Origin of the sequence: Burkholderia sp. SJZ089 (assembly GCF_007828315.1) — a bacterium.
In the GTDB taxonomy this organism is placed as follows: domain Bacteria; phylum Pseudomonadota; class Gammaproteobacteria; order Burkholderiales; family Burkholderiaceae; genus Burkholderia; species Burkholderia gladioli.
Map to the genome: position 1 here is coordinate 308552 of NZ_VIUM01000005.1, position 21683 is coordinate 330234.

The 21683-nt window shown below is 69.3% G+C and carries 16 protein-coding genes; 6 read left to right on the forward strand and 10 right to left on the reverse strand.

Features of this window, described 5'->3' with window-relative positions; genetic code table 11:
• Nucleotides 1-65: 65 nt before the first annotated feature.
• Entirely contained in the window at nt 66-2393 is a 2328-nt protein-coding gene (locus FB600_RS11755; protein WP_145756783.1) for an AsmA family protein, read from the reverse strand.
• A 132-nt stretch (nt 2394-2525) separates the two neighbouring features.
• Between FB600_RS11755 and FB600_RS11760 the strand changes: the two genes are divergently transcribed.
• Together FB600_RS11760 and FB600_RS11765 are read left to right on the forward strand one after the other, a co-directional pair.
• The gene (locus FB600_RS11760) at nt 2526-3245 is read left to right on the forward strand and encodes an ATP-binding cassette domain-containing protein (protein WP_145756782.1); all 720 of its coding nucleotides are present in this window, start codon (nt 2526-2528) and stop codon (nt 3243-3245) included.
• On the forward strand, nt 3242-4060 hold the full coding sequence (locus FB600_RS11765; protein ID WP_013698212.1) for an ABC transporter permease: 819 nt from the start codon (nt 3242-3244) through the stop codon (nt 4058-4060). The genes FB600_RS11760 and FB600_RS11765 overlap by 4 nt, the downstream gene beginning before the upstream one ends.
• A gap of 169 nt (nt 4061-4229) precedes the next feature.
• Here the strand turns inward: FB600_RS11765 and FB600_RS11770 are convergent, their stop codons facing one another.
• Together FB600_RS11770 and FB600_RS11775 are read right to left on the reverse strand one after the other, a co-directional pair.
• Nucleotides 4230-4778 (reverse strand): DUF6013 family protein, encoded by a 549-nt coding sequence (locus tag FB600_RS11770; RefSeq protein WP_096748764.1) that lies wholly within the window; start codon nt 4776-4778, stop codon nt 4230-4232.
• A 340-nt stretch (nt 4779-5118) separates the two neighbouring features.
• Nucleotides 5119-6135: a zinc-binding alcohol dehydrogenase family protein gene (locus FB600_RS11775; RefSeq protein ID WP_036051334.1), complete on the reverse strand. Its 1017-nt coding sequence runs from the start codon at nt 6133-6135 to the stop codon at nt 5119-5121.
• Between the two features lie 112 nt (nt 6136-6247).
• On the opposite strand from FB600_RS11775, the gene FB600_RS11780 reads away from it, so the two are divergent.
• Nucleotides 6248-7216 (forward strand): LysR family transcriptional regulator, encoded by a 969-nt coding sequence (locus FB600_RS11780; protein ID WP_098153960.1) that lies wholly within the window; start codon nt 6248-6250, stop codon nt 7214-7216.
• 188 nt (nt 7217-7404) lie between these two features.
• Entirely contained in the window at nt 7405-8250 is an 846-nt protein-coding gene (gene serB / locus FB600_RS11785; RefSeq protein WP_145756781.1) for a phosphoserine phosphatase SerB, read from the forward strand.
• Nucleotides 8251-8369: 119 nt separating this feature from the next.
• Here serB and FB600_RS11790 read toward each other — a convergent pair whose 3' ends face one another.
• The 5 genes from FB600_RS11790 to rimO all read right to left on the reverse strand — a co-directional run bounded on the left by FB600_RS11790 (nt 8370) and on the right by rimO (nt 14114).
• Nucleotides 8370-9548 (reverse strand): cystathionine beta-lyase, encoded by a 1179-nt coding sequence (locus tag FB600_RS11790; protein WP_098153958.1) that lies wholly within the window; start codon nt 9546-9548, stop codon nt 8370-8372.
• Nucleotides 9549-9814: 266 nt separating this feature from the next.
• Nucleotides 9815-10471, reverse strand: coding sequence for a hypothetical protein (locus FB600_RS11795; protein WP_098181879.1), 657 nt, complete (start codon nt 10469-10471; stop codon nt 9815-9817).
• Between the two features lie 33 nt (nt 10472-10504).
• A complete protein-coding gene (gene bktB / locus FB600_RS11800; RefSeq protein WP_105819845.1) occupies nt 10505-11695 on the reverse strand; it encodes a beta-ketothiolase BktB in 1191 nt (396 codons plus the stop codon).
• A 116-nt stretch (nt 11696-11811) separates the two neighbouring features.
• Complete coding sequence (locus FB600_RS11805) at nt 11812-12738, reverse strand: sugar kinase (protein WP_098154768.1); 927 nt, start codon at nt 12736-12738, stop codon at nt 11812-11814.
• Between the two features lie 8 nt (nt 12739-12746).
• Nucleotides 12747-14114, reverse strand: coding sequence for a 30S ribosomal protein S12 methylthiotransferase RimO (rimO, locus tag FB600_RS11810; protein WP_098153955.1), 1368 nt, complete (start codon nt 14112-14114; stop codon nt 12747-12749).
• A 453-nt stretch (nt 14115-14567) separates the two neighbouring features.
• Between rimO and FB600_RS11815 the strand changes: the two genes are divergently transcribed.
• Nucleotides 14568-18599, forward strand: a complete 4032-nt coding sequence (locus tag FB600_RS11815; protein WP_145756780.1) for a hypothetical protein — start codon at nt 14568-14570, stop codon at nt 18597-18599.
• Nucleotides 18600-18987: 388 nt separating this feature from the next.
• Entirely contained in the window at nt 18988-20013 is a 1026-nt protein-coding gene (locus tag FB600_RS11820) for a response regulator transcription factor (RefSeq protein ID WP_096748759.1), read from the forward strand.
• A gap of 148 nt (nt 20014-20161) precedes the next feature.
• Here the strand turns inward: FB600_RS11820 and phaR are convergent, their stop codons facing one another.
• Together phaR and FB600_RS11830 are read right to left on the reverse strand one after the other, a co-directional pair.
• On the reverse strand, nt 20162-20734 hold the full coding sequence (gene phaR / locus FB600_RS11825; RefSeq protein WP_013698223.1) for a polyhydroxyalkanoate synthesis repressor PhaR: 573 nt from the start codon (nt 20732-20734) through the stop codon (nt 20162-20164).
• 134 nt (nt 20735-20868) lie between these two features.
• A complete protein-coding gene (locus tag FB600_RS11830; RefSeq protein WP_096748758.1) occupies nt 20869-21609 on the reverse strand; it encodes a 3-ketoacyl-ACP reductase in 741 nt (246 codons plus the stop codon).
• Nucleotides 21610-21683: the final 74 nt, after the last annotated feature.

Below are 21683 nucleotides of genomic sequence, written 5' to 3' on the forward strand. Positions count from 1 at the left end.
CATCGCGCCGACATCGCGCCGACAAGGGTGCCAAGGGCCCCTCGCGCGACGCCGGCGCCGGCACTTCAATGCTTCTTCGCTCCCTCGGCGGCGGCCTTCTTCATCTGCTGCGAGGCATTGAGCTGCGCGAACAGCTCCGAGCACGGCACGTCGCGGTTGTTGCTCGGCGCGATCAGCGGGATCAGCGCGGCGAACGGGTTGATGATGCCCAGGCCCACCGCCGCGCCGGCCCGCAAGGCCAGCGCGCCGACGTTGACGCCCACTTTCGGGTTCTTGAAGGTACCCTTCACGTAGAGCGGTGAACGCAGCGAGAACACGCGGAAACCCTTGGTCTGCGGATGGATCTGCAGGTCCATGCCCTCGTCGCGCAGGTTCACGTTGCCGTCGACGCGGATCACGGCGTCGTCGGTATCGAGCGCGAACAGCTTGGAGTTCAGGATGCCGTCGGTGGCGACGAAGTCGACCGCCGCGCAATTGATCTTCACGTCGCGATTGCCGAACAGCTTCTCGTAGACCACGTTGGCGACGTTGAGCCCCGCCGCCTCCATCAGCAGCCGGCTGATCGCGCCGTCGGTGACCAGCGCCTTGACCTCGCCCGTCGAGGTGGCCGCCAGCGCGGCCGGCGAGTTGCCGGAAGCCGCCAGCGTGGCGTCGCCGTTGATCTCGCCGAAGGCCGATTGCATCACCTTCGCGGTCGGGAACAACTGCTTGAGCTTGAGGTGCCGCGCGGCCACCGAGAAGCGGCCCTTGAGCGGCGTGCCGCTGCCGTCGAGCCGCGCCTCGGTGGACAGCGTGCCGCCGGCCACACCGAAGCGCAGCGGCGTGAGCGAGAGCACGCCGTCCTGCATCACGATATGGGTGTAGAGATCGCTGATCGGCAGGTCCTTGTTCTTGACCAGCTTGCGGCCCGTGAACTTCACGTCGGCGTCCAGCGCCTTCCAGCGATCGGTGCGGAAGGTCTCGACCGGCAGCACGCGATCGGCCGGCTGCCTGGTGGTGTCGCCGCGCGCGCGCTTGCTCGAAGCGCTGTCGGCGCCCACCACCGGTGCGAGATCCGAGAACTGCAGCAGGTTCGAGACCAGCTCGCCCGAGAGCAGCGGGCGCGTCGCGCGCTGCGCATAGCTGAGCGTGCCGTGCAGGTCGCTGCCGCCCACCCGGCCGTCGAAGTTCTCGTAGCGGAAGGTGCTGCCGTTGCGGCGGAACTGGCCGATCAGCCGGCCTTCGGTGGCATAGGGCGGCGTATCGGGCAGGGTGACGCCCGTCAGCGCGTACAGATGCGACATGCTGGTGCCCTGCAGCCAGAGCCGCAGGTCGATGGCGGCGAGCTGCATCGGGTCGGTCAGCGTGCCGACGATCGCCAGGCGCGTGTCGCCGGCCTTGATGTCGGCCTGCAGCGGGAACGGGCGGCTGGCGTCGCGCACCGCGAGCACGCCGCCGATCTTGCCGGTGCCGTCGATCGGCACGTTCTTGTAGCGGCCCTTCACCACCAGGCCGAAGGCATAGGTCGGCGCGGGCGGCGTGGCGGCGGCACCGCTGGCCGCCGAGGCGGCGGCCACCGCGGCAGCGGCGGACGAGGCGCTGCTCGCGGCCGAGCCGGACGTGGTCGACGCGTCGCTGGCGGACGCCGCCGAGGCCGTCGGAGCCGACGAAGCCGGCGCGGTCGAAGCCGACGAGGCACCCGAAGCAGCGGAAGCCGCAGCGGCGGCCGAAGCCGCCTCGATCTTCCTCGTCAGTTGCGCGGCCCCGGCCTTGCCGACGCGCTGCGCCGAGGCCGCGCGCGAGGTGGCCTCCTGCTGCTTGAGCACCTCGCCGAGCGGGATCGGCTGGCCGAGCGTGTCGATCGCGACATTCAGGTCGGCCTTGGTGATCGCGTCACGATAGCTCACCGTGCCCTTGGCGAAACCGAAATCGTGAAGCTCGACCTTCCAGGTCGACGGCTCGCCCGACTGCTTGAAGGAAAAGGTCCAGTTGTTGCGGCCGTCGGCGAGCCGCTCGATGTCGAGCGCGGGATTGACGATGTCGATCGAGGGGATCACCACGCGATGCGCGAGCAGCGGCAGCACGGCGAGGTCGAAATGCGCGGCGTCGAGCGTGGCGAAATGCGGGGATTTCGTCCAATCGGGATTGCCGATCACGATGTTGTTGGCGGTGAAGCTCGGCCAGGGTATCCAGGCGCGCCAGCCGGTCTCGCCGGAAGGGCGGCGCCAGCCGACCTTGAGGTCGCCCTGGATCGCGAACGGCCGGCCGATCTCGGTGCTGACGCGTTCGTTGATATACGGCCTCGCGCGATTCCAGTCGAACGTGAGGATGAAGACGACGAGCGCGGCGATCAGCACCAGGATGATGCCGACGATCCAGGCCGCCGATTTGCCGATGACTCGGGTAAGCGTCATGCCGGGCTCCAGTTTTTTCTTATCGAGACAAGACATCGGGCGCAAGGCCGCGCCAGACGACTTGCAAGCAGGTTATCGGTATTATGGCATCGCGCGCGAGGCGTCCTTCTCCCTTTACCATTTCTTGCATTTATGACAGCAGCCGGCCTGATCGAAGCCCGCGGCCTGACCCGTCGCGACCCAGTCTCGCAAAGGGTGTTGGTGGCGCCGACCGACTTTCTCCTCGCCCCGGGCATGCGCGTTGCTGTCACCGGTCCGTCCGGATCGGGCAAGAGCGTGTTCCTGCGCGCGCTCGCCCTGCTCGATCCGATCGACGGCGGCGCCCTGCTCTGGCGCGGCGCACCGGTTGCGCGCGCATCGATCACGCGCTACCGCCGCGGCGTCGCCTATCTGCGCCAGCGCCCTGCCGCCTTCGACGACGGCAGCGTCGAGGATCTGCTGCGCTACCCGTATTCGCTGGCCGTCTATGGCGACCTGCGCTTCGATCGCGCCCGCGTGGCCGAGCTCGCGACCCGCGCCGGCCGCGCCGACGATTTTCTCGACCAGGCCGCCAGCGAACTGTCGGGCGGCGAGGCGCAGATCGCCGCGCTGCTGCGCGTGCTGCAGCTCGAACCCGAGGTGCTGCTGCTCGACGAACCGACCGCCGCGCTCGATCCCGAATCGGCGCGCGCGGTCGAGACGCTGGTGACGGCGTGGTTCGAGGCCGCGCCCGAGGCGCGCGCCTATATGTGGGTCTCGCACGATCCGGCGCAGGCGGCCCGAGTCGGCTCGCGCCAGGTGAGGATGCGCGCCGGCGTGCTCGGCGACGCCGACCAGCCGGGCAGCCAGGGCCAAGACGGGGCAGCGCGATGAGCCCGGTACTGCAGGACCTGAGCCTCGGCGACGTGGCGATCGCCGCCGCGCTGGTGGCGGTCAACGGCGCGCTGTCCTTCGCGCTGTCGCTGGGCCTGGGCCGCCAGTTGGCGATCGCCGCGGTGCGCACCGTGGTGCAGTTGCTCGCGATCGGTTACGTGCTGGGCTGGGTGTTCGGTCATCCGAGCTGGACCGTGGTGCTGCCGCTGATGATTCTGATGACGCTGGTGGCCGGCTTCGCTGGCGCCGCGCGCGGCGAGCGCACCTACGCGGGCCAGCGCATCGACAGCATCGTGTCGATCTGGGCGGGTTCCTGGGCGGTCGGCGCGGTCGGGCTGTTCGTGGTGATCCGCATCCATCCCTGGTACGAGCCGCAGTATGCGATCCCGATCCTCGGCATGATCCTCGGCAATGCGCTGACCGGCGTCGGGCTCGGCGTCGAACGCATGACGGGCGAGCTGACCGCGCGGCGCGACCGCATCGAGACCGCGCTGGCGCTCGGCGCGACGCGCTGGGAAGCAGCCCGGGACGCCGCGCGCCAGGCCGTGCGCGCCGGCATGCTGCCGACCCTGAACCAGATGGCGGTGGTCGGCATCGTCAGCCTGCCGGGCATGATGACGGGCCAGGTGCTGGCCGGCCAGCCGCCGCTGCAGGCGGTGCGCTACCAGATCGTGATCATGTTCCTGATCGCGGCGGCCTCGGCGCTGGGCACGGTCGGCGCGGTACTGCAGACCTACCGGCGCCTGTTCTCGGCCGACCACCGCTTCCTGTCCTCGCGCCTGGTCGAGCGCAAGCCGCGCAGGAAGCGGCGCTGAACGGCGCCTCGGCGAGCGGCCGAGGAGAGACAAGACGAGGCGAGGCTTACGACAGGCGGTCACGACACGCGCAAAAACGCGCCGCGCCAACCGGCACGGCGCGTCGCGCTTCATCACATCGATCAATGCCGCCGCGCCGGCTCGCGCCGGGCGGCGCGAGACACTCGACTCACGGCTGGATCGATACCGTCACGCGCGTGCCGTCGCTCATCTCGATGGTCTTCGAGCCCCCGCGCGTCGAGAGCGAGACGCGCTTGACCTCGCTGACGGTAACCGGCTTCGGGCACTGCAGGGTCTTGCCATCGGCGCTCACCGAGATGGTGCCGTCGGGCGCGCTGGCCTGGAAACTGATCTGCACCGTGGCCATGCCCTTGGCGTCGACCGAGGGCGCGAGCCGCACCTGGGTCTGCCGCACCATCGCGCCGTTCGCGTCGCGCGGCAGGGAATCGGCATCGGGGCAACCGTCGGGCATCGCCACCGCGCCCGAGGGCGGCACCGACTTCCAGTTGAAGTCGTCGGTTTCGCCCGAGCGGATCTTGCGCGTTTCCTCGGAGGCGCCGAAGCGCTTCGAATCGACCTTCACCGTGTACTGGAGCTGGCCGTCGTTGCCGCCGCTGGCGCTGCCCTTGATCGGCGGCGCCGCGTTCGCGGCGGAGCTGGCGAGGGCCGCCGCGAAGGCGACGGCGCACACGGCGACGCACGGAATACGCAGGCTCATGCTGTCCTCCTGATATTGCGCCGCCGAGCGGGCGGCGCCTGGTTATATGGCAAGACACGATGCACGCGGATATCCAGTCTAATCGCAAGCGGCGGCTTCGGTGACGCTTGTATGGAGCATGTTGTGGTGGCGTCACGCGCACGGCGCGACGAGGCGCCGGCGCCCTGCGCGAGCGCGCGCCGCCGATGGCGCGCCGCAGCATGCCGCGCCGTCGCGCAGCCACGCTCGACGACAAGGGCCGCCACGCATCGCGCGGCGGCCCTTGTCGTTGCAACGCAAGATGGCCGGGGCGGATCGGCCGGCGCAAACCCGCCGCCCTCGCCGCCCGTCACGCGCCGCGTCAGAACCCGCTCAGCACCAGCTTGCCGATCGCGCGCCCGGCCTCGAGCAGGCGGTGCGCCTCGCGCAGGTTCGCGGCGTTGATGGCGCCGAGCTGCTGGCCGACCGTGGCGCGCAGCGTGCCCGCATCGACCAGCCGCGCCACCTCGGTCAGCAGCTTGTGCTGCTCGATCATGTCGGGCGTGCCGAACATCGAGCGCGTGAACATGAACTCCCAGTGGAAGGCCGCGCTCTTCGCCTTGAGCTGCTCGACGGGCACCGGCTTGGCGTTCTCGACGATGGTGCAGATGCCGCCCTGCGGCTTGACGATCTCGGCGGCCGCCGGGAAATGGCGGTCGGTATCGTTGAACACCAGCACGTAGTCGACCGACTCGAAGCCGGCCGCGCGGATCTGCGCCGGCAGATCGCCGAAGTGGTCGACCACGTGATCGGCACCCAGCTCGAGCACCCATTTGGCCGACTCGGGACGCGAGGCGGTGGCGATCACCGTGAGCTGGCCGAGCTGCTTGGCGAGCTGGATGCCGATCGAGCCGACCCCGCCCGCGCCGCCGATCACCAGCACGGTCTTGCCTGCGTCGCGGCCTTGCGGCGACACCTTCAGGCGGTCGAACAGGGCCTCCCAGGCGGTGATCGCCGTCAAGGGCAGCGCGGCGGCCGCCGCGAAGTCGAGCGAGGCCGGCTTGAGCGCGACGATCCGCTCGTCGACCAGGTGGTACTCGCTGTTCGCGCCGGGCCGCGTGATGCTGCCGGCGTAATAGACCGGATCGCCGACCCGGAACAGCGTGACCTCGGGGCCGACCGCGGCCACCGTGCCGGCCGCGTCCCAGCCCAGCACGCGCGGGCTGGACTCCACCTTGTCCTTGGGCGCGCGCACCTTGGTGTCGACCGGGTTGACCGACACCGCCTCGACCTTGACCAGCAGGTCGCGGCCGCTCGGCGCGGGAGTGGGCAGCTCGACGTCGACCAGCGACTGCGGGTCGTCGATCGGGAGGTAACGGGTCAGGCCAATCGCTTTCATGTGCTTGCTCCTCGATGGGGAAACGGATGCTTCGATGGAGGCCATCCTACGCGGCCCGATCCTGGAGAAAAACCGACATAATGCCGGAAACATTTTTTGGGAAATCCGGATAATGAGCGAGCCTCGCGATCCCCGGGCCACGCCTGCCGACAAACCGCTCGACCTGCTCGACGTCGCGCTGTTCGTGCGCGCCGCGTTGCTGGCCAATGTCTCGGCGGCCGGCCGCGAGTTCGGCGTGTCGGCCACGGTGGCCAGCAGCCGGCTGGCCCAACTCGAACGCCAGCTCGGCGCGCGGTTGCTGCATCGCACCACCCGGCGCGTGACACTGACCCAGGACGGCGAGCTGTTCCTCGCGCGTGCCCAGACGCTGCTCGATGCGGCCGACTCGGCCCGAGCGGCGGTCGGTCGGGCGCGCGGCGAGCCGCATGGCCGCCTGCGCATCTCGATGTCCTCCTCGTTCGGCCGCCAACATGTGGCGCCGGTGATCCCAGCCTTCCTGCGCCGTTACCCGCAAGTCTCGATCGACCTGCGCCTGTCCGACGAGATCGTCGACCTGGTCGACGAGGGCATCGACCTGGCGATCCGGCTCGGCGCGCTGCGCGATTCGAGCCTGGTGGCGCGGCGCCTGGCGGTGAATCGCCGCGTGGTCTGCGCCTCGCCGGCCTACCTGGCCGAACACGGCACGCCCCATCATCCGGCCGACCTGACGCGCCACGAATGCGTGGTGCTCGGCGACCAGCGCGACTGGGCTTTCGAGACGCCGGCCGGCCCGCTCACGGTGCGCGTCGGCGGGCGCCTGGTGGCCAGCAACGGCGAGGCGATCCGCGAGGCGCTGGTGGACGGCTTCGGCATCGCCATCAAGTCCACCTGGGACGTCGGCCCGAACCTGCGCGACGGCTCGCTGGTGCCCGTGCTGGCCGACTACCCGCTCGCCGAGCCCTCGGCGATCTGGGCGGTCTACCCGAGCCGCGCCTTCGTGCCCTTGAAGCTGATCGCCTTCATTGATTTCATCGCCGCGCATTTCGGCGATCCGCCCTACTGGGATCGCGAGGGCGGCGTCGCGCCCCGGGTGCCGCGCTAGCGCGGCCGAAACCGGAAATCGCTCAGGATGACGAAACCGACGATCCGCACCGGGCCGTCGCACTGCACGGCCTTGGCGCCGCCCTGCCCGGCGCCGCGCCGAAACCGGCGGCCGGGCCGCGCCGACCGGCTACAATAGCGGCCTTCCCGGCGCGCGAGGCGCGCCGTCCCCGTCTCACGCGACCCGTCATGACCACGAATCTCGTCATCCAGAGCCCCGCGCCGCTGTCCCCGGTCCACCACAAAACCCTGCTCGCGCTGGCACGCGGCACCGGCCTCGCCTCGATCGACGAACAGGCGATCCGCATCGAGGGCGCGCACCGCGCGCAGGCACCCGACATCGCCGTCTATTGCGGCACCCACGGCCTCGATTACGCCTTCGTCGAGGCGGGCCGCCGGCTCGGCGATTTCGGGCTGGTCGCGATGGACATGGATTCGACGCTGATCACCATCGAGTGCATCGACGAGATCGCCGATTTCTGCGGCCTCAAGGCCGAGGTCGCCGCGATCACCGAAGCCTCGATGCGCGGCGAGATCAAGGATTTCAACGAGAGCCTGACGCGCCGCGTCGCGCTGCTGGCCGGGCTCGAGGCCAGCGCGCTGGAGCGTGTCTACGAGGAGCGGCTGCAACTGTCGCCGGGCGCCGAGGCGATGCTGGCCGGCGCCCGCGCCGCCGGCCTCAAGACCCTGCTGGTGTCGGGCGGCTTCAGCTTCTTCACCGAGCGGCTCAAGGCACAGCTCGGCCTCGACTTCACCCGGGCCAACACGCTCGAGATCGTCGACGGCAAGCTGACCGGCAAGGTGCTCGGCGAGATCGTCAATGCCGAGGTCAAGGCGCGCACCGTGCGCGAGACCTGCGCGACGCTCGGCTTCGAGCCCGCGCGCGCGATCGCGATGGGCGACGGCTCGAACGACCTGGCGATGATGGCCACCGCCGGCTTCTCGGTGGCGTTCCGCGCCAAGCCCGTGGTCCGCGAGGCGGCCAGCGTCGCATTCGACCACATCGGCCTCGACGGCCTGCTGCGCCTGTTCTGAAGCGCCGCGCGCGGCTCCGGCGCAAGCCGCGAGGCCCATGAAAAATGGCAGATCGGCTCCGGCCGATCTGCCATTTTTTTCGGCGCGCCGGCCGGACGAAGGGCCGGCGATGCCGCCGTTTATCCGAGCGTCGCGGCCAGCGCGCGTTCAATGTCCGCGCGCAGGTCCGCCTCTTCCTCCAGGCCGACGTAGAAGCGCACCAGGGTGCCCTGCGACCAGCTCGGCCGCATCGAGGCGATGTCGTAGGGCATCGCGAGACTGCGCGCCCCGCCCCAGCTCCAGCCGATCGCGAACAGTTCGAGCGCCTCGACGAATCGGTCGATCTGCTCGGCACGATAACGCGCGTCGAACACCACCGAGAACAGCCCGCCCGCGCCCGTGAAGTCGCGCGCGAAGGCTTCGTGGCCCGGGCAGTCGGGCAGCTCGGGATGCAGCACCGAGGCGATCTCGGGACGCGTCTTCAGCCACTTGGCCAGCGCCAGCGCGCTGCGGCTGTGCGCCTCGAAGCGCAGCCGCATGTTCGGCAGGTTGCGCAGGACCAGCGAGCAGTCGTCGGCCGACACGCCCAGGCCGGTGCGCATGCGCGCCAGCTTGAGCCGCTCGTGGATCGCGCGCTCGGCCGTGATGGTCGCGCCCATCAGCACGTCGCTGCCGCCCGACTGGTACTTGGTGAGCGCCTGTACCGAGATGTCGACGCCATGCTCGAAGGGCTTGAACGCCAGGCCCGCCGAATAGGTGTTGTCGATCGCGGTGATCACGCCGCGCTCGCGCGCCACCGCCGCGATGGCCCGCACGTCGGGCACTTCCATGGTCACCGAGCCCGGCGCCTCCAGCCACAGCAGGCGGGTTTCGGGGCGGATCAGCTCGGCGATGCCGGCGCCGATCAGCGGATCGTAGAAGCGCAAGCTGATGCCGAAATCGCGCGCCAGCCAGTTGCCGAGATCGGCGTTGGGGCTGTAGGCGTTGTGCGGGACCAGCACGTCGTCGCCGCTCTTCACGATGCCGAAATAGACGTTCATGATCGACGCCAGCCCCGAGGGCTGCAGCAGCGCGTGCGCGCCGCCCTCGATCACGGCCAGTTGGCGCGCCAGTTCGAGCGCGGTGGGCGTGGCGTGCAGGCCGTAGCGCCACTTGTCGTCCTCGCGCCAGTCGAGCGCGCGCATCGTCGCCAGATCGGGGAACACCACGGTCGAGGCGCGCGCCACCGGCGTGACGAACGAGGCCCAGCCGGCGGGCAGTTCGCCTTCGGGCTGGACGATGCGGGTCTGGAGGGCGCGCGGCGAAGAGGTATCGGTCATATGAGGGAGAGGAAGCAGGGGAAACGATCCGCACAGGGTAGCCCGATTCGCGGAGCTTGGCCCGGTACAGTCGCCGGCGACGTCGCCGAGCCGGTCGGCGCGGGCGCGCCGGCGAGGCTGGGTGGAGATGTCATGCGGTTCGCGAAGGCGTCGCGAAACAGGTCGGCACAGCGGCGAACCGGCGGTGTTCACCGCGGCGGCCGCCCGCTCGGCGATTGCCGGGCCGGGCCGGGGCGCGCCGCTCGCTGCATTGCGTCGGCGCCGGCTCAGTCCGAGGTGGAGAGATTGCCGACGCCGCCGACCGCGTGCCCCGCGCGCGGCGCCGCCCCGCTACCCGCGGCACCGGAAGCGGGCGCGGCCGGCGCCGGTGCATGCCCCCTCTGCCCCGCGTGGCTCGCGCCGCCGGCCGGGCGCAGCACCACCGGCTGCGGATCCGATTCGTCGGCATTCATGCGATCGGCCGACAGCGCGCCCGATGCATCGAAATGACCGACCCAGACGCCGGTGATATTGGTGCCGTCGTTCGACTCCTCGATCTCCAGCGTATCGCCGTCGCGATCGCCCGCCAGCAGGATCACCTGGCCCGTGTCGGCGTAGCGATATTCGCCGTGCACGCCCGGCTCGTCCGTCTTCGGGCCGAGATGGGCCACGATCGCGCGGCCGCCCAGCGTGCCGTCGTAGCGCGGCAGCTTCTCGAGCGCCGGATCCGGCTTCAGCGGCTTGGCGGGCGCCGTGTCGTCGCGCTCGGGAGGGGCCGCGGCGGCGGCGGCGGCGGCCTGCGCGGTCGAGGCGCCCGAGGTAGCCGCCGCCGGCGGCTGCTGGGGATGCGTCTGGGCGTGCAGCGCGCCGGCCGCCAGCGCGCAGGCGAGCGCTGTCGCGAGTCGGGATCGGATGCGGGATCGGTTTCGGCTTGCGGCTGCCACGTCGGCTTGCTCCTTTTTACCAGGGGTCGGCAATCAGTCCATGCGCTCGAACACGGCGGCGATCCCCTGCCCGCCACCGATGCACATCGTCACGAGCGCGTAGCGGCCCGAGATCCGGTGCAGTTCGTACAGCGCCTTCACGGTGATCAGCGCGCCGGTCGCGCCGATCGGGTGGCCCAGCGAGATGCCCGAGCCGTTCGGATTGACCTTGGCCGGATCGAAGCCGAGCTCGTTCGACACGGCGCAGGCTTGCGCGGCGAAGGCCTCGTTGGCCTCGATCACGTCGAGATCCGCAACCTGGATGCCCGCTTTTTCCAGCGCCTTCCGGGAGGCCGGCACGGGGCCGATCCCCATGTAGGCCGGATCGACGCCGGCATGCGCGTAGGACAGCAGCCGCGCCAGCGGCTTGAGCCCGCGCGCCTCGGCCACGCGCCGCTCCATCAGCGTGACGGCCGCGGCCGCATCGTTGATGCCCGAGGCATTGCCGGCCGTGACCGTGCCGTTTTCCTTCGCGAACACCGGGCGCAGCTTGGAGAAATCCTCGGCGCTCGCGTCATGGCGCACGTGCTCGTCGCTATCGAAGAGCACGGTGCCCTTCTTCGAGCCGATCTCGATCGGCAGGATCTGCGTCCTGAAGTAGCCGGCGCGGCTCGCGTGCGAGGCGCGGCGATGCGATTCGAGCGCCAGCGCATCCTGCGCCTCGCGCGTGATGCCGTACCTGGCGGCCACGTTCTCGGCCGTCACGCCCATGTGGATCGACTGGAACGGGTCGTGCAGCGCGCCGAGCATCATGTCGACGATCTTCGCGTCGCCCATGCGCTGCCCGAAACGCGCCGCCGGCATCGTGTACGGCGCGCGGCTCATGCTCTCGGCGCCGCCGGCCACGGCGATGTCGGCATCGCCGAGCAGCACGCTCTGCGCGGCCGAGACGATCGCCTGCAGGCCCGAGCCGCACAGGCGGTTCACCGTCACCGCCGGCGTGTGCTGCGCGATGCCGCCCTCGATCGCGGCGACGCGTGCCAGGTACATGTCGCGCGGCTCGGTATGCACCACGTTGCCGAACACCACGTGCCCGACTTCCTCGCCGTTCACGCCCGCGCGCTCCAGCACCTCGCGCACCACGCGCGCGCCGAGCTGGGTCGGCGAGAATTCCTTCAGGCTGCCGCCGAAACCGCCGATCGCGGTGCGCACACCACTGACCACCACCACTTCGCGCTGCTGCATAGTGCCTCCGATGTCATCGATTGGTGACCCGCAGGGTAATACGGATGCGGGGCGCGGCGATCGAGGATTCCTTCGAGCGGGCCACCGCCGCCGGGGACGGCCGGCGGCGCTCGCGATCAGCCCTCGAGCAAGGCGCGGACCGCGTCCGCCTCGGGGATCGGGGCCACCGCGCCGTAACCGCGCGTGGACAGCGCGGCTGCCGCGTTGGCGTAGCGCGCGGCCGTGAACGGATCGTCGCCGGCCACGATTCGTGCGATGAAAGCGCCGCCGAAGCAGTCGCCCGCGCCGGTCGCGTCGAGCGCCTCGACCGCGAAGCCCGGCACCAGGCGCCGCTCGTCGCGCGTGGCGACATAGGCGCCGTCCTTGCCGAGCTTCAGCGCGACCACCGCCGGGCCGCAATCGAGCAGCGCATCGACGATCGCGTCGCGCTCCTCATGGCCGGTCAGCAGGGTCACGTCGTCCCAGCTCGGCAGGCAGATGTCGGTGCGCCGCAGCGCCTCCAGCATCACCGCGCGGGCCCGCGCGAGCGGCCACAGCTTGAGCCGCAGGTTGGTGTCGAAGCTCACGCGCACGCCGTTCGCGCGCGCATGGTCGATCGCCGCGAAGGCCGCGTCGCAGGCGCTCGCGCTGATCGCGAAGCTGATGCCCGACAGATGGATCACGCGAGCCGCCGCGATCGCCTCGAGCGGCAGCTCGCCGCTCGCGTAGCGGCTCGCCGCGGAGCCGGCGCGCAGGTAGTCGAAGGCGTGGCCGTGCTCGCCGTGCGAGACGAAATAGACGCCGGTCGGCGCCGAGCGATCGACGCGCACCATCGCGGTGTCGACCTGCTCGAGCCGCCACAGCTCGAGCAGGAGCCGGCCGAAATGGTCGTCGCCGACCGCCGACACGAAACCGGTGCGCGCGCCCTGGCGCGCGGCCGCGATGCAGAAGTTCGAGGTATCGCCGCCGAAACCCTGCAGGTATTGCGGCGACCCCGGCTGGGACTGGTTGAATTCGACCATCGCCTCGCCGAAGGCAAGGACTTCGGGGCACCGCGGCGCCATCGACTCCGTCATGCCGCGCCGACCTCGCCCCACAGATCGTGGCCATCGGCGCCGGTGATCGTCACCGGCACGAAATCGCCGACCTTGTAGCGCTTGGCGCCCTGCGCCGGCTCGACATAGACCACGCCGTCGATTTCCGGCGCGTCGGCCGCGGTGCGGCCGATCCCGCCTTCGGCGTTGACTTCGTCGATCAGCACCTTCAGCGTCTGGCCGACCTTGCGCTCGATGCGCGCCGCCGAGATTTCCTCGGCCACTTCCATGAAGCGCGCGCGGCGTTCCTCGCGCACCTCGTCGGGCAGCGCGCCGTCCAGTTCGTTGGCGGTGGCGCCCTCGACCGGCGAATAGGCGAAGCAGCCGACGCGATCGAGTTCCGCCTCGCGAATGAAGTCGAGCAGGGTCTCGAACTGAGCTTCCGTCTCGCCGGGGAAACCGGCGATGAAGGTGCTGCGGATCGTCAGGTCCGGGCAGATCTCGCGCCACTTGCGCACCCGGTCGAGCACCTTCTCGGCATTCGCCGGGCGGCGCATGCGCTTGAGCACTTCCGGGTCGGCGTGCTGGAACGGCACGTCCAGATAAGGCAGCACGTGGCCGCGCGAGGCGCCCTCGGCCATCAGCGGGATCACCTCGTCGACGTGCGGATACGGGTAGACGTAATGCAGGCGCACCCAGGCGCCGTATTGCGCGGCCAGCTCGCCAAGCGCGGCGACCAGCTCGGTCATGCGCGTCTTCAACGGGCGGCCGTTCCAGAAGCCGGTGCGGTACTTGACGTCGACCCCGTAGGCGCTGGTGTCCTGCGAGATCACCAGCAGTTCCTTGACGCCCGACTTGAACAGGTTCTCCGCCTCCAGCATCACCTCGGCGACGGGGCGCGAGACCAGGTCGCCGCGCATCGAGGGGATGATGCAGAAGGTGCAGCGGTGGTTGCAGCCTTCGGAAATCTTCAGGTAGGCGTAATGGCGCGGCGTGAGCTTGATGCCGGCGGCCGGCACCAGGTCGGTGAACGGGTCGTGCGGCTTGGGCAGGTGGCTGTGCACCGCCTGCATCACCTCGCCCAGCGCATGCGGGCCGGTGACGGCCAGCACCTTCGGGTGCACTTCCTCGATCAGGCCGGCGCCGCTCGCGCTTTTCTTGGCGCCCAGGCAGCCGGTCACGATCACCTTGCCGTTCTCGGTCAGCGCCTCGCCGATCGCGTCGAGGCTCTCCTGCACGGCATCGTCGATGAAGCCGCAGGTGTTGACGACGACCAGGTCGGCGCCGTCATAGGTGCCGGAGATTTCATAACCCTCGGCACGCAGCTGGGTGATGATTTGTTCGGAGTCGACCAGGGCCTTCGGGCAGCCGAGCGATACGAACCCTACTTTAGGGGTATGGGACATCGGGAATCTGTGGGGGTGTGGCGGCAAAAGCGAGAGTTTACAGCGATTTATGTCCGGGGAGCCAAAATCGGCGCCAGCCGGTGAGGCCAGACGGCAAATCGACCACCGATTACAACCAGCCTGCATCCCGGCCATCCACAGACGCCTCCCGCTTCGCATCCCGCGACACGGCTTCCTGTCATCCGGATGACATGTTTTTCGGCGTGCGCCACTCTCTGGTGATACGCGCACGGCACCGCCCAGTCCGGCGCCCATACCAACATCGATGCCCATCTGAGAGCCCGGATGCCGCCGCCAGTCAATCGCCTGCCGTCTTCGCCGTCGGCGACCGCCCCTGGCGATCCCGCCGCAAGCACCGCCCATCCGGGCTCGTCGACAACTCCCGCCGCCCCCGCCCCAAGCCAGCAGTCACGCCGCGGCCCGCTCGACGCACTGTCCAGCCTGGCCTCGCGCATGGGCACCCGCAAGGCGGCCGGTGACGAAAACCGCGGCAGCAAGGAAAACCCGCACCGCACGCGCGCCGCGCTCGACAAGACCGAAGCGGTGATCGGCCCGACCGCCTCCGCCGGCTACGAACTCTGGGCCGCCAATAACGCCACTTCGGCCGTCAACGGGATAGTCAGCACCTTCCACGGCGCCAACCCGGCCACCCAGGCCGTTTCGAGCGCCGCCAACGGCGTCGGCATGCTGCCGCAGACGCTCGATATCGTCTCGACCGGCGTCGGTTACGCGAACAAGACACTGAAGGTCGCGCAGACCCACGCCGACGCGAAGCAGGCCCGGCCCGGCACCCTCGCCGGCAACGATGCGCTGAGCGCGCACGCGCAAGCCAAGGAGGCGCTGGCCAAGGCGACCCCGGGCGCGATCCGCGATGTCGGCCTCGGCGCCGCCGGCCTCGCTGGCCGCATCCACAGCGCCGCGGACCACGGCAAATCGCTTTACGGCAGCGGCGCCCTGACGGCCGACGGGGCCCTGGGCCTGGCCGGCGGCGCCGCCTACATCGGCGCCGGCGCGCTGCAGAACCGCGGCGTCAACCAATCGGTGGACCGCATGCAGGCGCTGCGCTCGGCCGTCACTCGCCCGCCCAGCGCCCGCCAGGATGTCGGCAGCGCCGCGACGCGCCAGCTCGACGCGCTGTTCGCGAGCGACAAGCTCGACGCCAACGTCTACTCGATCCTGCGCACGCGCAGCGAACCCGAGATCGCGCGCTTCCTGGAGCATCACGCCACGCTCGGCCTGGCCGGCCAGCAGAAGCTGCGCCAGCTCCTGCACTTTCGCGGCGAGCGCAACATGATGCAGGTGCTGAACCTGGGCCGCACCAGCAACATCAACACCGCCAGCATGCGGCGCGGCGCGCGCGAGGCGGTGATCGACGCCTTCATCGGGATGGAGGTGCGGCCGGGGCGCACCGAGGCCGTGATGGACCAGTTGAAGACGGCGCGCGCCGAGGCGCTGGGCCGGCCGATGGCGCCGGCGGTCGCGGCCGTCGAGACGCAGATGCGCGCGGCGGGGATCGACACGGCCGAATTCGCGCCGGGCAGCCTGCGCGCGATCGCGGCATCGGGCGACGCGGCGGGCTTCATCCAGCACTACCAGGCCCTGCCGGCCGAGGACAGGAGCAAGCTGCACGCCGCCCTGCACTTCGGTTCGTGGCGATTCTGGAAAGCCGACGCGACGCTGCCGACCACCAGGCCGCAACGCGCCGACATCCGCGCCGCGCTGGTCTCGCAGTTCGCGAAGGGCGCCAGCGTCGACCGCCTCGCCGCACTGAAGCTGCGCTACAACGAGAAGGTGCTGCCGCTGCAGACGGGTCGCACGCACGCGCGCCCGGCGGTGCCGGATACGCTGCGCGCGCATATCCTCGCGCACCAGGACCTCAAGCTCGACTCGCTGAAGGAGGAGAAGCGGCACGCGAAGATCCAGATGGGCTACGGCACCGCCATCGGCGCGCTGACGATCGCCGAGCTCGCTGTCAATCCGGCCGCGGGCGCCGGCATCAGCGCCTCGCGCGCGGTCATGAGCCCGGTCTACCTCGCCTACGCGGGACGGCGCGGCGTCGTCGCCGAGATCAACGCGCGCAAGGCCCGGCCGATCGACGCCTCGATGCGCGAGGAAGCCCTGCTGCGCGCGATGCCGACGATCCACGCACGGATCGCCGAAGGCCAGGCCGATCCGGCCACGCTCGCCGATCCCGCGAAGTTCATGAAGGACACGCTGGCACTCTCGCCGGCGCAGATCGGCAAGCTCGACGCGCTGCAGCGCTCGGGCGACACGGCAGCGGCCCAGGCCCTGCTCAAGGATCACGCGCCCGACGCCAATGCCCGAATCGCCCTGCGCGTGCTCGCCGAGCAGAGCACGGGCGCGAGCGGCAACGCCGCGCAACAGGCAGCCGCCCGCACCTTCCTGCAGGACGAGGCGCGCGCGAGCGGCAATCCGCAACTGGCGCAGGTCGCGGCCGACGCCACGGCGGATCAGGTGTATGCGCAACTGAATCGGCATTTCCTCGAAGGCGCCGCGCTCAATCCCAAGGCGTCGCTGCCGGCGCTGGCGCAACGGCTTTCGGCGGGCGGCAATACCGCGGCCCTCGACGCGCAACTCGGCTTCGATACGCGCACCTACCAGGGCCAAGCTCCCGAGCGCATTGCCGAGCAGCTCGCCACGCGTTTCGCGCAGGACAATCCCGTCTACGCGACCCGCCTGTTCGCCGCGCAACTGGCCGGACTCGACGGCACGGCCAGCCCGGCGGACGCGCGCAATACCTTGCGCGATTTCCGCTTGAGCGAAACCGAGATCCAGGAACTCGCCGCCAAACCGCCGGCCGAGGCCGCCGACTGGCTCAACTCGCATCTGTTCGGCGAGAACCTGCGGCGACGCTTCTCGAATGCCGTGCTCGACCCGCGTGGTGTGGCTGCCGCCACCAGGCTGGCCGAGCGCATGCCGCAGCACGCCGCGAACGCGCGGGAACCGCTGACCTGGCGCCTTGGCCTCGAGCAGGCCGGCGCGCATGTGATCGATAACGCCGGCTCGCCCGGGCTCGATTCGATGCTGCATGCCCTGCACCAGCAGTTGTCGGGCAGCACGGCGCCCTCGCCGAGCGCCAGCTCGCGCAAGGTGATGGAAGCACGCCGGCGCGTGCTGGCCGAGGTCACCGCCGGCCAGGCCGATCGCCACGTCGACGTGACGCGCGATGCCGACACGATCGTGCGGATCGCGGCCGCCACCTTCGGCAAACCGGGCGCCACCGCGAAAATCGTCAAGGCCTCGGGCGGCGGGCATCCGACGATCGCGGGTGGCGATGGCATCGCCGATGCCTCGCGGATCGCCGCCGTGCTGGTTCACGATCAGCAGACCGGGCGCAGCTTCGTGCTGCATGGCGGCGACGCCGCAAAGCTCGGCGCGACGCATCAACCGGCCGATCGGCAACCGCCGGGCACGAGCTCGTCGACCGACGGCAGCACGTCGTCCGACGCGCCCGGCGACGATGCACGCGCGGCTCGTTCGCATTCGCACGGCAACGGCTCGGCGCGCGTGCCCAATGCCGTGCCGGGAGACACGACGCACCAGCCGCTGCGCGCGGGGCGCCGTCGCCAGGATCCGAACGCCGTCGTCACGGGTAACGACGAGCCTCGCGACTGGCTGCCCGAGCTGGAATTCGGCTCCTTCTCGAAGGACCTGCTCGGCTCGGTCGGCATCGACCTGCCCGATGGCGAGGCCCTGCTGCCCGCCTCGGCGGTCAGTCGCGCCGCGCCGCCCACCACGCAGGCCGCGGCCTCGTCTTCGCGCCTCGCGACCGGCGCCGCCGCCTCGAGTTCGGCGCAGGCAACCGACGAAATTCACAGCCTCGCCGACCTGCGGCGCTTCATCACCGAAACGGGGCGCGCGGGCCAGACCATCGCGCTCGGCCGCTCGACGGTATCTCCCGGGCAGGAAACACTGTATGGCTATCGCGGCCTCGTCTATCGCGGCGATACGCGTTCGCCGAACCAGTTGCGGCAGGACGGCGGCTTTCGCAGCGCCCGCCCGCTCGACGAGGACGCGAACCTGCTGGAAGCGCAGGGACTCGGCGAGCACAAGGGCAATCCCGGGCAATCCGGCGTCGCCACCTCGAAAGTCGCGTCCACGGCGCTATCCCAGGCCGCTGGCGGCGGCGCCGGCGAACGCGGCTACGTCTACCTGATCGACACGCGGCGCTTCGCCGAAACCGATCGCGCCTACGACCTGACCCATACGCTGGCCGAGGCCGGTCATCTGCAGGCCGGGCAAGCCGCCGACGGGCACGATGATCCGACCGGCGCGACCGTCAATGCCACGCGCGTGCCGGATTCGGCGATCGTCGGCTGGGTGAGGCTGCCCGAATCGGGCGCGCTTGCCGGCGAATTGCGCTCGGCCACGCCCGAGGCGCGCGCAAGCCTGCTCGCCGAACTGGTGAAAAGCGATCGGGCCAGCGTGCATCTGAACGACGGCCGCGCCTCGATGGAAGACTGAGCGGACACTACCGCCGCGCGATGGATTCGCCCTCCCTCTCGCGGCGCGGGACCGGCTTTTGCGCCGCCGCATGCGCGCCCCGCCAGACTGCAACGATTCGTTACAGCGGGTTCGACCCGCCAATACCGGCCGCCGCACGAAAAATGCCGCATCGCAACGGACATGCCCGAGGCGTTCGTGCTGTCCCGGATCGCTCGGTTTATTGGCCTGCGCGCCTTTCCTCCGATTTTGCGATGAATTTTCCCATCGATTCTTTCAGGGTCCGATGCCTGCAACAGCCTGTATCTTTTTGTTACAAATTACCAATCGAAGCGATTTAGCATGACGGGATACTGCAAAAAACGGCTCCTATCTTCAATCGCATCTATACCGAACGAGGCGAGAAACGATGAAAGTCGCCATTCTCGGCGGTCCGGCCAATCAAACCAAGCAACTGGAGTCGTGGTTGCGAAATGACGGTCATCAGCCTGAATTCTTCAAGACTGGAAATAATTTTTTTGCCGCGCTCAGGCGCAACGATTTCGAACTCCTGCTGGTCGACGCGGTGCTGCCCGATCTGTCGGGCATCGATCTGATCGCCTGGGCCCGGCATCACTTCGACTGGCACGTGCCGATCGTCGCGATGACGGCGCGCGACACCTGCCAATCGGCCGCCGAGGCGCTGAAAGCCGGCGCCGACGATTATCTGGTCCGTCCGATGCGAGAGGCCGAAGTCCAGTCACGCATCATGACCGCGGCCATGCGATATGCAAGCGATTCGAATGACCGTGCCGATTTCGGCGCTTATTCGCTCGACACGAAAACCGCGAAGATTCGGCTGCATGGCGAATCGGTCAATCTGACTCGCAAGGAATTCGAATTGGCCGCCTATTTTTTCCGACATCCGGATCAATTGATTTCACATGAAACCTTATTGAATCGGATCTGGAAATTGCAAAGCGACATCGACACGCGCACGGTCGCGACCCACGTGAGCCGGATCCGCAAGAAACTGCAGCTCGACGGCAGCCACGGCTGCGAAATCCTCTCGCTCTACGGTTATGGCTACCGCTGCCTGCTCAATCGCGCCGACACGGCGAGCACGCCAGGCAGCGAGGCGCCGCAGCCGACACCGCCCGCCGCCGCCCCGATCGCCCTGCCCGGCGTCGCGAGCCCGCTCGCGACGCTCGACACCTCGCTGGCACCGATCGACGTCGCTTGCGAACCATCGCTGTCGCTGCACGAAGCCAGGCGTCCGGTCGACCGCTACGTCGCCAACCTGCTCAAGGAACGACAGGATTTCGAGGATCAGATCCGCCGGCTGCGCGACGCGTTCTGCGAGGCGACGCTCGAGCTGCGTGCGCTGAAGCGCCAACACGGGCGCCGGCATCACGAGGTGGAGGCCTACGCCGACTTCAGCGAGGATCTGGCCTGAACCCAAGCGAACGCGCCGCCGCAGACGACTCTCCGGCGGCGCGTTCGGCCATGGCGTGGCACTCGCATGCGAGCGCCGCACATGACAAAGGCCCGCACCAGGCGGGCCGTTTCGATACCGGGCCATCATCCGATGGCCCCCCTGCCGCTTATTTCTTGTCCGGATCGTCTGACGGCGTCGGCTGCTTGAACGGGAACGAACTGAACATCGATTTCGCCTGGCTCTGCATCTGTTCCTGCATCTGCACGAACATGTTCTTCGACTGCTCGATGTAGCTGGTCATCATGCCCTGCATCATCGGCGCCTGCATGTTCATGAACTGCGACCAGACCTCGGGGTTCATCGCGTTGCTGCCGTCGTAGAGATTCTTCGACTGGTCGGCGAGCTTGTTCTGGATGTCGATGAAGGCCTGGATGTTCTTTTCCAGGTAGGTGCCCATCATGCCCTGCATCGCATGGCCGTAGAAGCGGATGATCTGCGAGAGCATCGACGAGGAGAACATCGGCACGCCGCCGCTTTCCTCCTCCAGGATGATCTGCAGCAGGATGCTGCGCGTGAGGTCCTCGTTGCTCTTCGCGTCGACGACCTTGAAATCCTCCTGCTCGAGCACGAGCTGCTTGACATCGGTCAGCGTGATGTACGTGCTCGTTTCGGTGTCGTACAGCCGGCGATTCGGGTACTTCTTGATGAGTCGTTCGGCAGTCTTCTTTGTAGTAGTCATGGAACACCTGTGAGCGCCGGGGTGGCGCGATGACAGCGCTCGCCGCCGCGACGGCGCGCGGCCGGACGGAACGCACTCGGAATCTGTCGAGCCCGCGGCGCGGCCTGCCCCACACGGCGGCCGCACCAGCAGGCTCAGCCCATGTGCAGACCGCCGTTGAGCGAGAAGTCGGCGCCCGTGGCGAAGCCCGATTCGTCCGAAGCGAGCCAGGAGACGATCGAGGCGATCTCGTCGGGCGAGCCGAGTCGGCGCACCGGAATCGTCGCGACGATCTTCTCGAGCACGTCGGGACGGATCGCCTTGACCATGTCGGTGCCGATATAGCCCGGCGACACGGTGTTGACCGTCACGCCCTTGGTCGCCACTTCCTGCGCCAGCGACATGGTGAAGCCGTGGATGCCGGCCTTGGCGGTCGAGTAGTTGGTCTGGCCGAACTGGCCCTTCTGGCCGTTCACCGACGAGATGTTGATCACCCGGCCCCAGCCGCGCTCGACCATGCCGTCGATCACCTGCTTGGTCACGTTGAACAGGCTGGTCAGGTTCGTGTCGATCACGGCCTGCCAGTCTTCCAGCGTCATCTTGCGGAACACCACGTCGCGCGTGATGCCGGCGTTGTTGACCAGCACGTCGACCTCGCCCACCTCGGCCTTGACCTTGTCGAAGGCGAGCTTGGTCGATTCCCAGTCGCCGACGTTACCCTCGGAGGCGTAGAAATCGAAGCCCAGGGCCTTCTGGTCCTCGATCCACTTCGCGCGGCGCGGCGAATTCGGTCCGCAGCCGGCAACCACCTTGAAACCCGCCTTGTGCAGACGCTGGCAAATGCCCGTCCCGATGCCGCCCATGCCGCCCGTTACGTAAGCCACTCGCTGAGTCATACTGAACACTCCATTTATCGTTGTCGAAGCGCCGGACGGCGCTTCCTTCGTCGTCTGCCTGGTTCAAGCGCGGC

What these genes read in the sequence shown, in the direction of transcription:
- FB600_RS11755 (WP_145756783.1), bottom strand. Translation starts at nt 2,393, where the DNA reads ATGACGCTTACCCGAGTCATCGGCAAATCGGCGGCCTGGATCGTCGGC.
- FB600_RS11760 (WP_145756782.1), top strand. Translation starts at nt 2,526, where the DNA reads ATGACAGCAGCCGGCCTGATCGAAGCCCGCGGCCTGACCCGTCGCGAC.
- FB600_RS11765 (WP_013698212.1), top strand. Translation starts at nt 3,242, where the DNA reads ATGAGCCCGGTACTGCAGGACCTGAGCCTCGGCGACGTGGCGATCGCC.
- FB600_RS11770 (WP_096748764.1), bottom strand. Translation starts at nt 4,778, where the DNA reads ATGAGCCTGCGTATTCCGTGCGTCGCCGTGTGCGCCGTCGCCTTCGCG.
- FB600_RS11775 (WP_036051334.1), bottom strand. Translation starts at nt 6,135, where the DNA reads ATGAAAGCGATTGGCCTGACCCGTTACCTCCCGATCGACGACCCGCAG.
- FB600_RS11780 (WP_098153960.1), top strand. Translation starts at nt 6,248, where the DNA reads ATGAGCGAGCCTCGCGATCCCCGGGCCACGCCTGCCGACAAACCGCTC.
- serB (WP_145756781.1), top strand. Translation starts at nt 7,405, where the DNA reads ATGACCACGAATCTCGTCATCCAGAGCCCCGCGCCGCTGTCCCCGGTC.
- FB600_RS11790 (WP_098153958.1), bottom strand. Translation starts at nt 9,548, where the DNA reads ATGACCGATACCTCTTCGCCGCGCGCCCTCCAGACCCGCATCGTCCAG.
- bktB (WP_105819845.1), bottom strand. Translation starts at nt 11,695, where the DNA reads ATGCAGCAGCGCGAAGTGGTGGTGGTCAGTGGTGTGCGCACCGCGATC.
- FB600_RS11805 (WP_098154768.1), bottom strand. Translation starts at nt 12,738, where the DNA reads ATGGCGCCGCGGTGCCCCGAAGTCCTTGCCTTCGGCGAGGCGATGGTC.
- rimO (WP_098153955.1), bottom strand. Translation starts at nt 14,114, where the DNA reads ATGTCCCATACCCCTAAAGTAGGGTTCGTATCGCTCGGCTGCCCGAAG.
- FB600_RS11815 (WP_145756780.1), top strand. Translation starts at nt 14,568, where the DNA reads ATGGGCACCCGCAAGGCGGCCGGTGACGAAAACCGCGGCAGCAAGGAA.
- FB600_RS11820 (WP_096748759.1), top strand. Translation starts at nt 18,988, where the DNA reads ATGAAAGTCGCCATTCTCGGCGGTCCGGCCAATCAAACCAAGCAACTG.
- phaR (WP_013698223.1), bottom strand. Translation starts at nt 20,734, where the DNA reads ATGACTACTACAAAGAAGACTGCCGAACGACTCATCAAGAAGTACCCG.
- FB600_RS11830 (WP_096748758.1), bottom strand. Translation starts at nt 21,609, where the DNA reads ATGACTCAGCGAGTGGCTTACGTAACGGGCGGCATGGGCGGCATCGGG.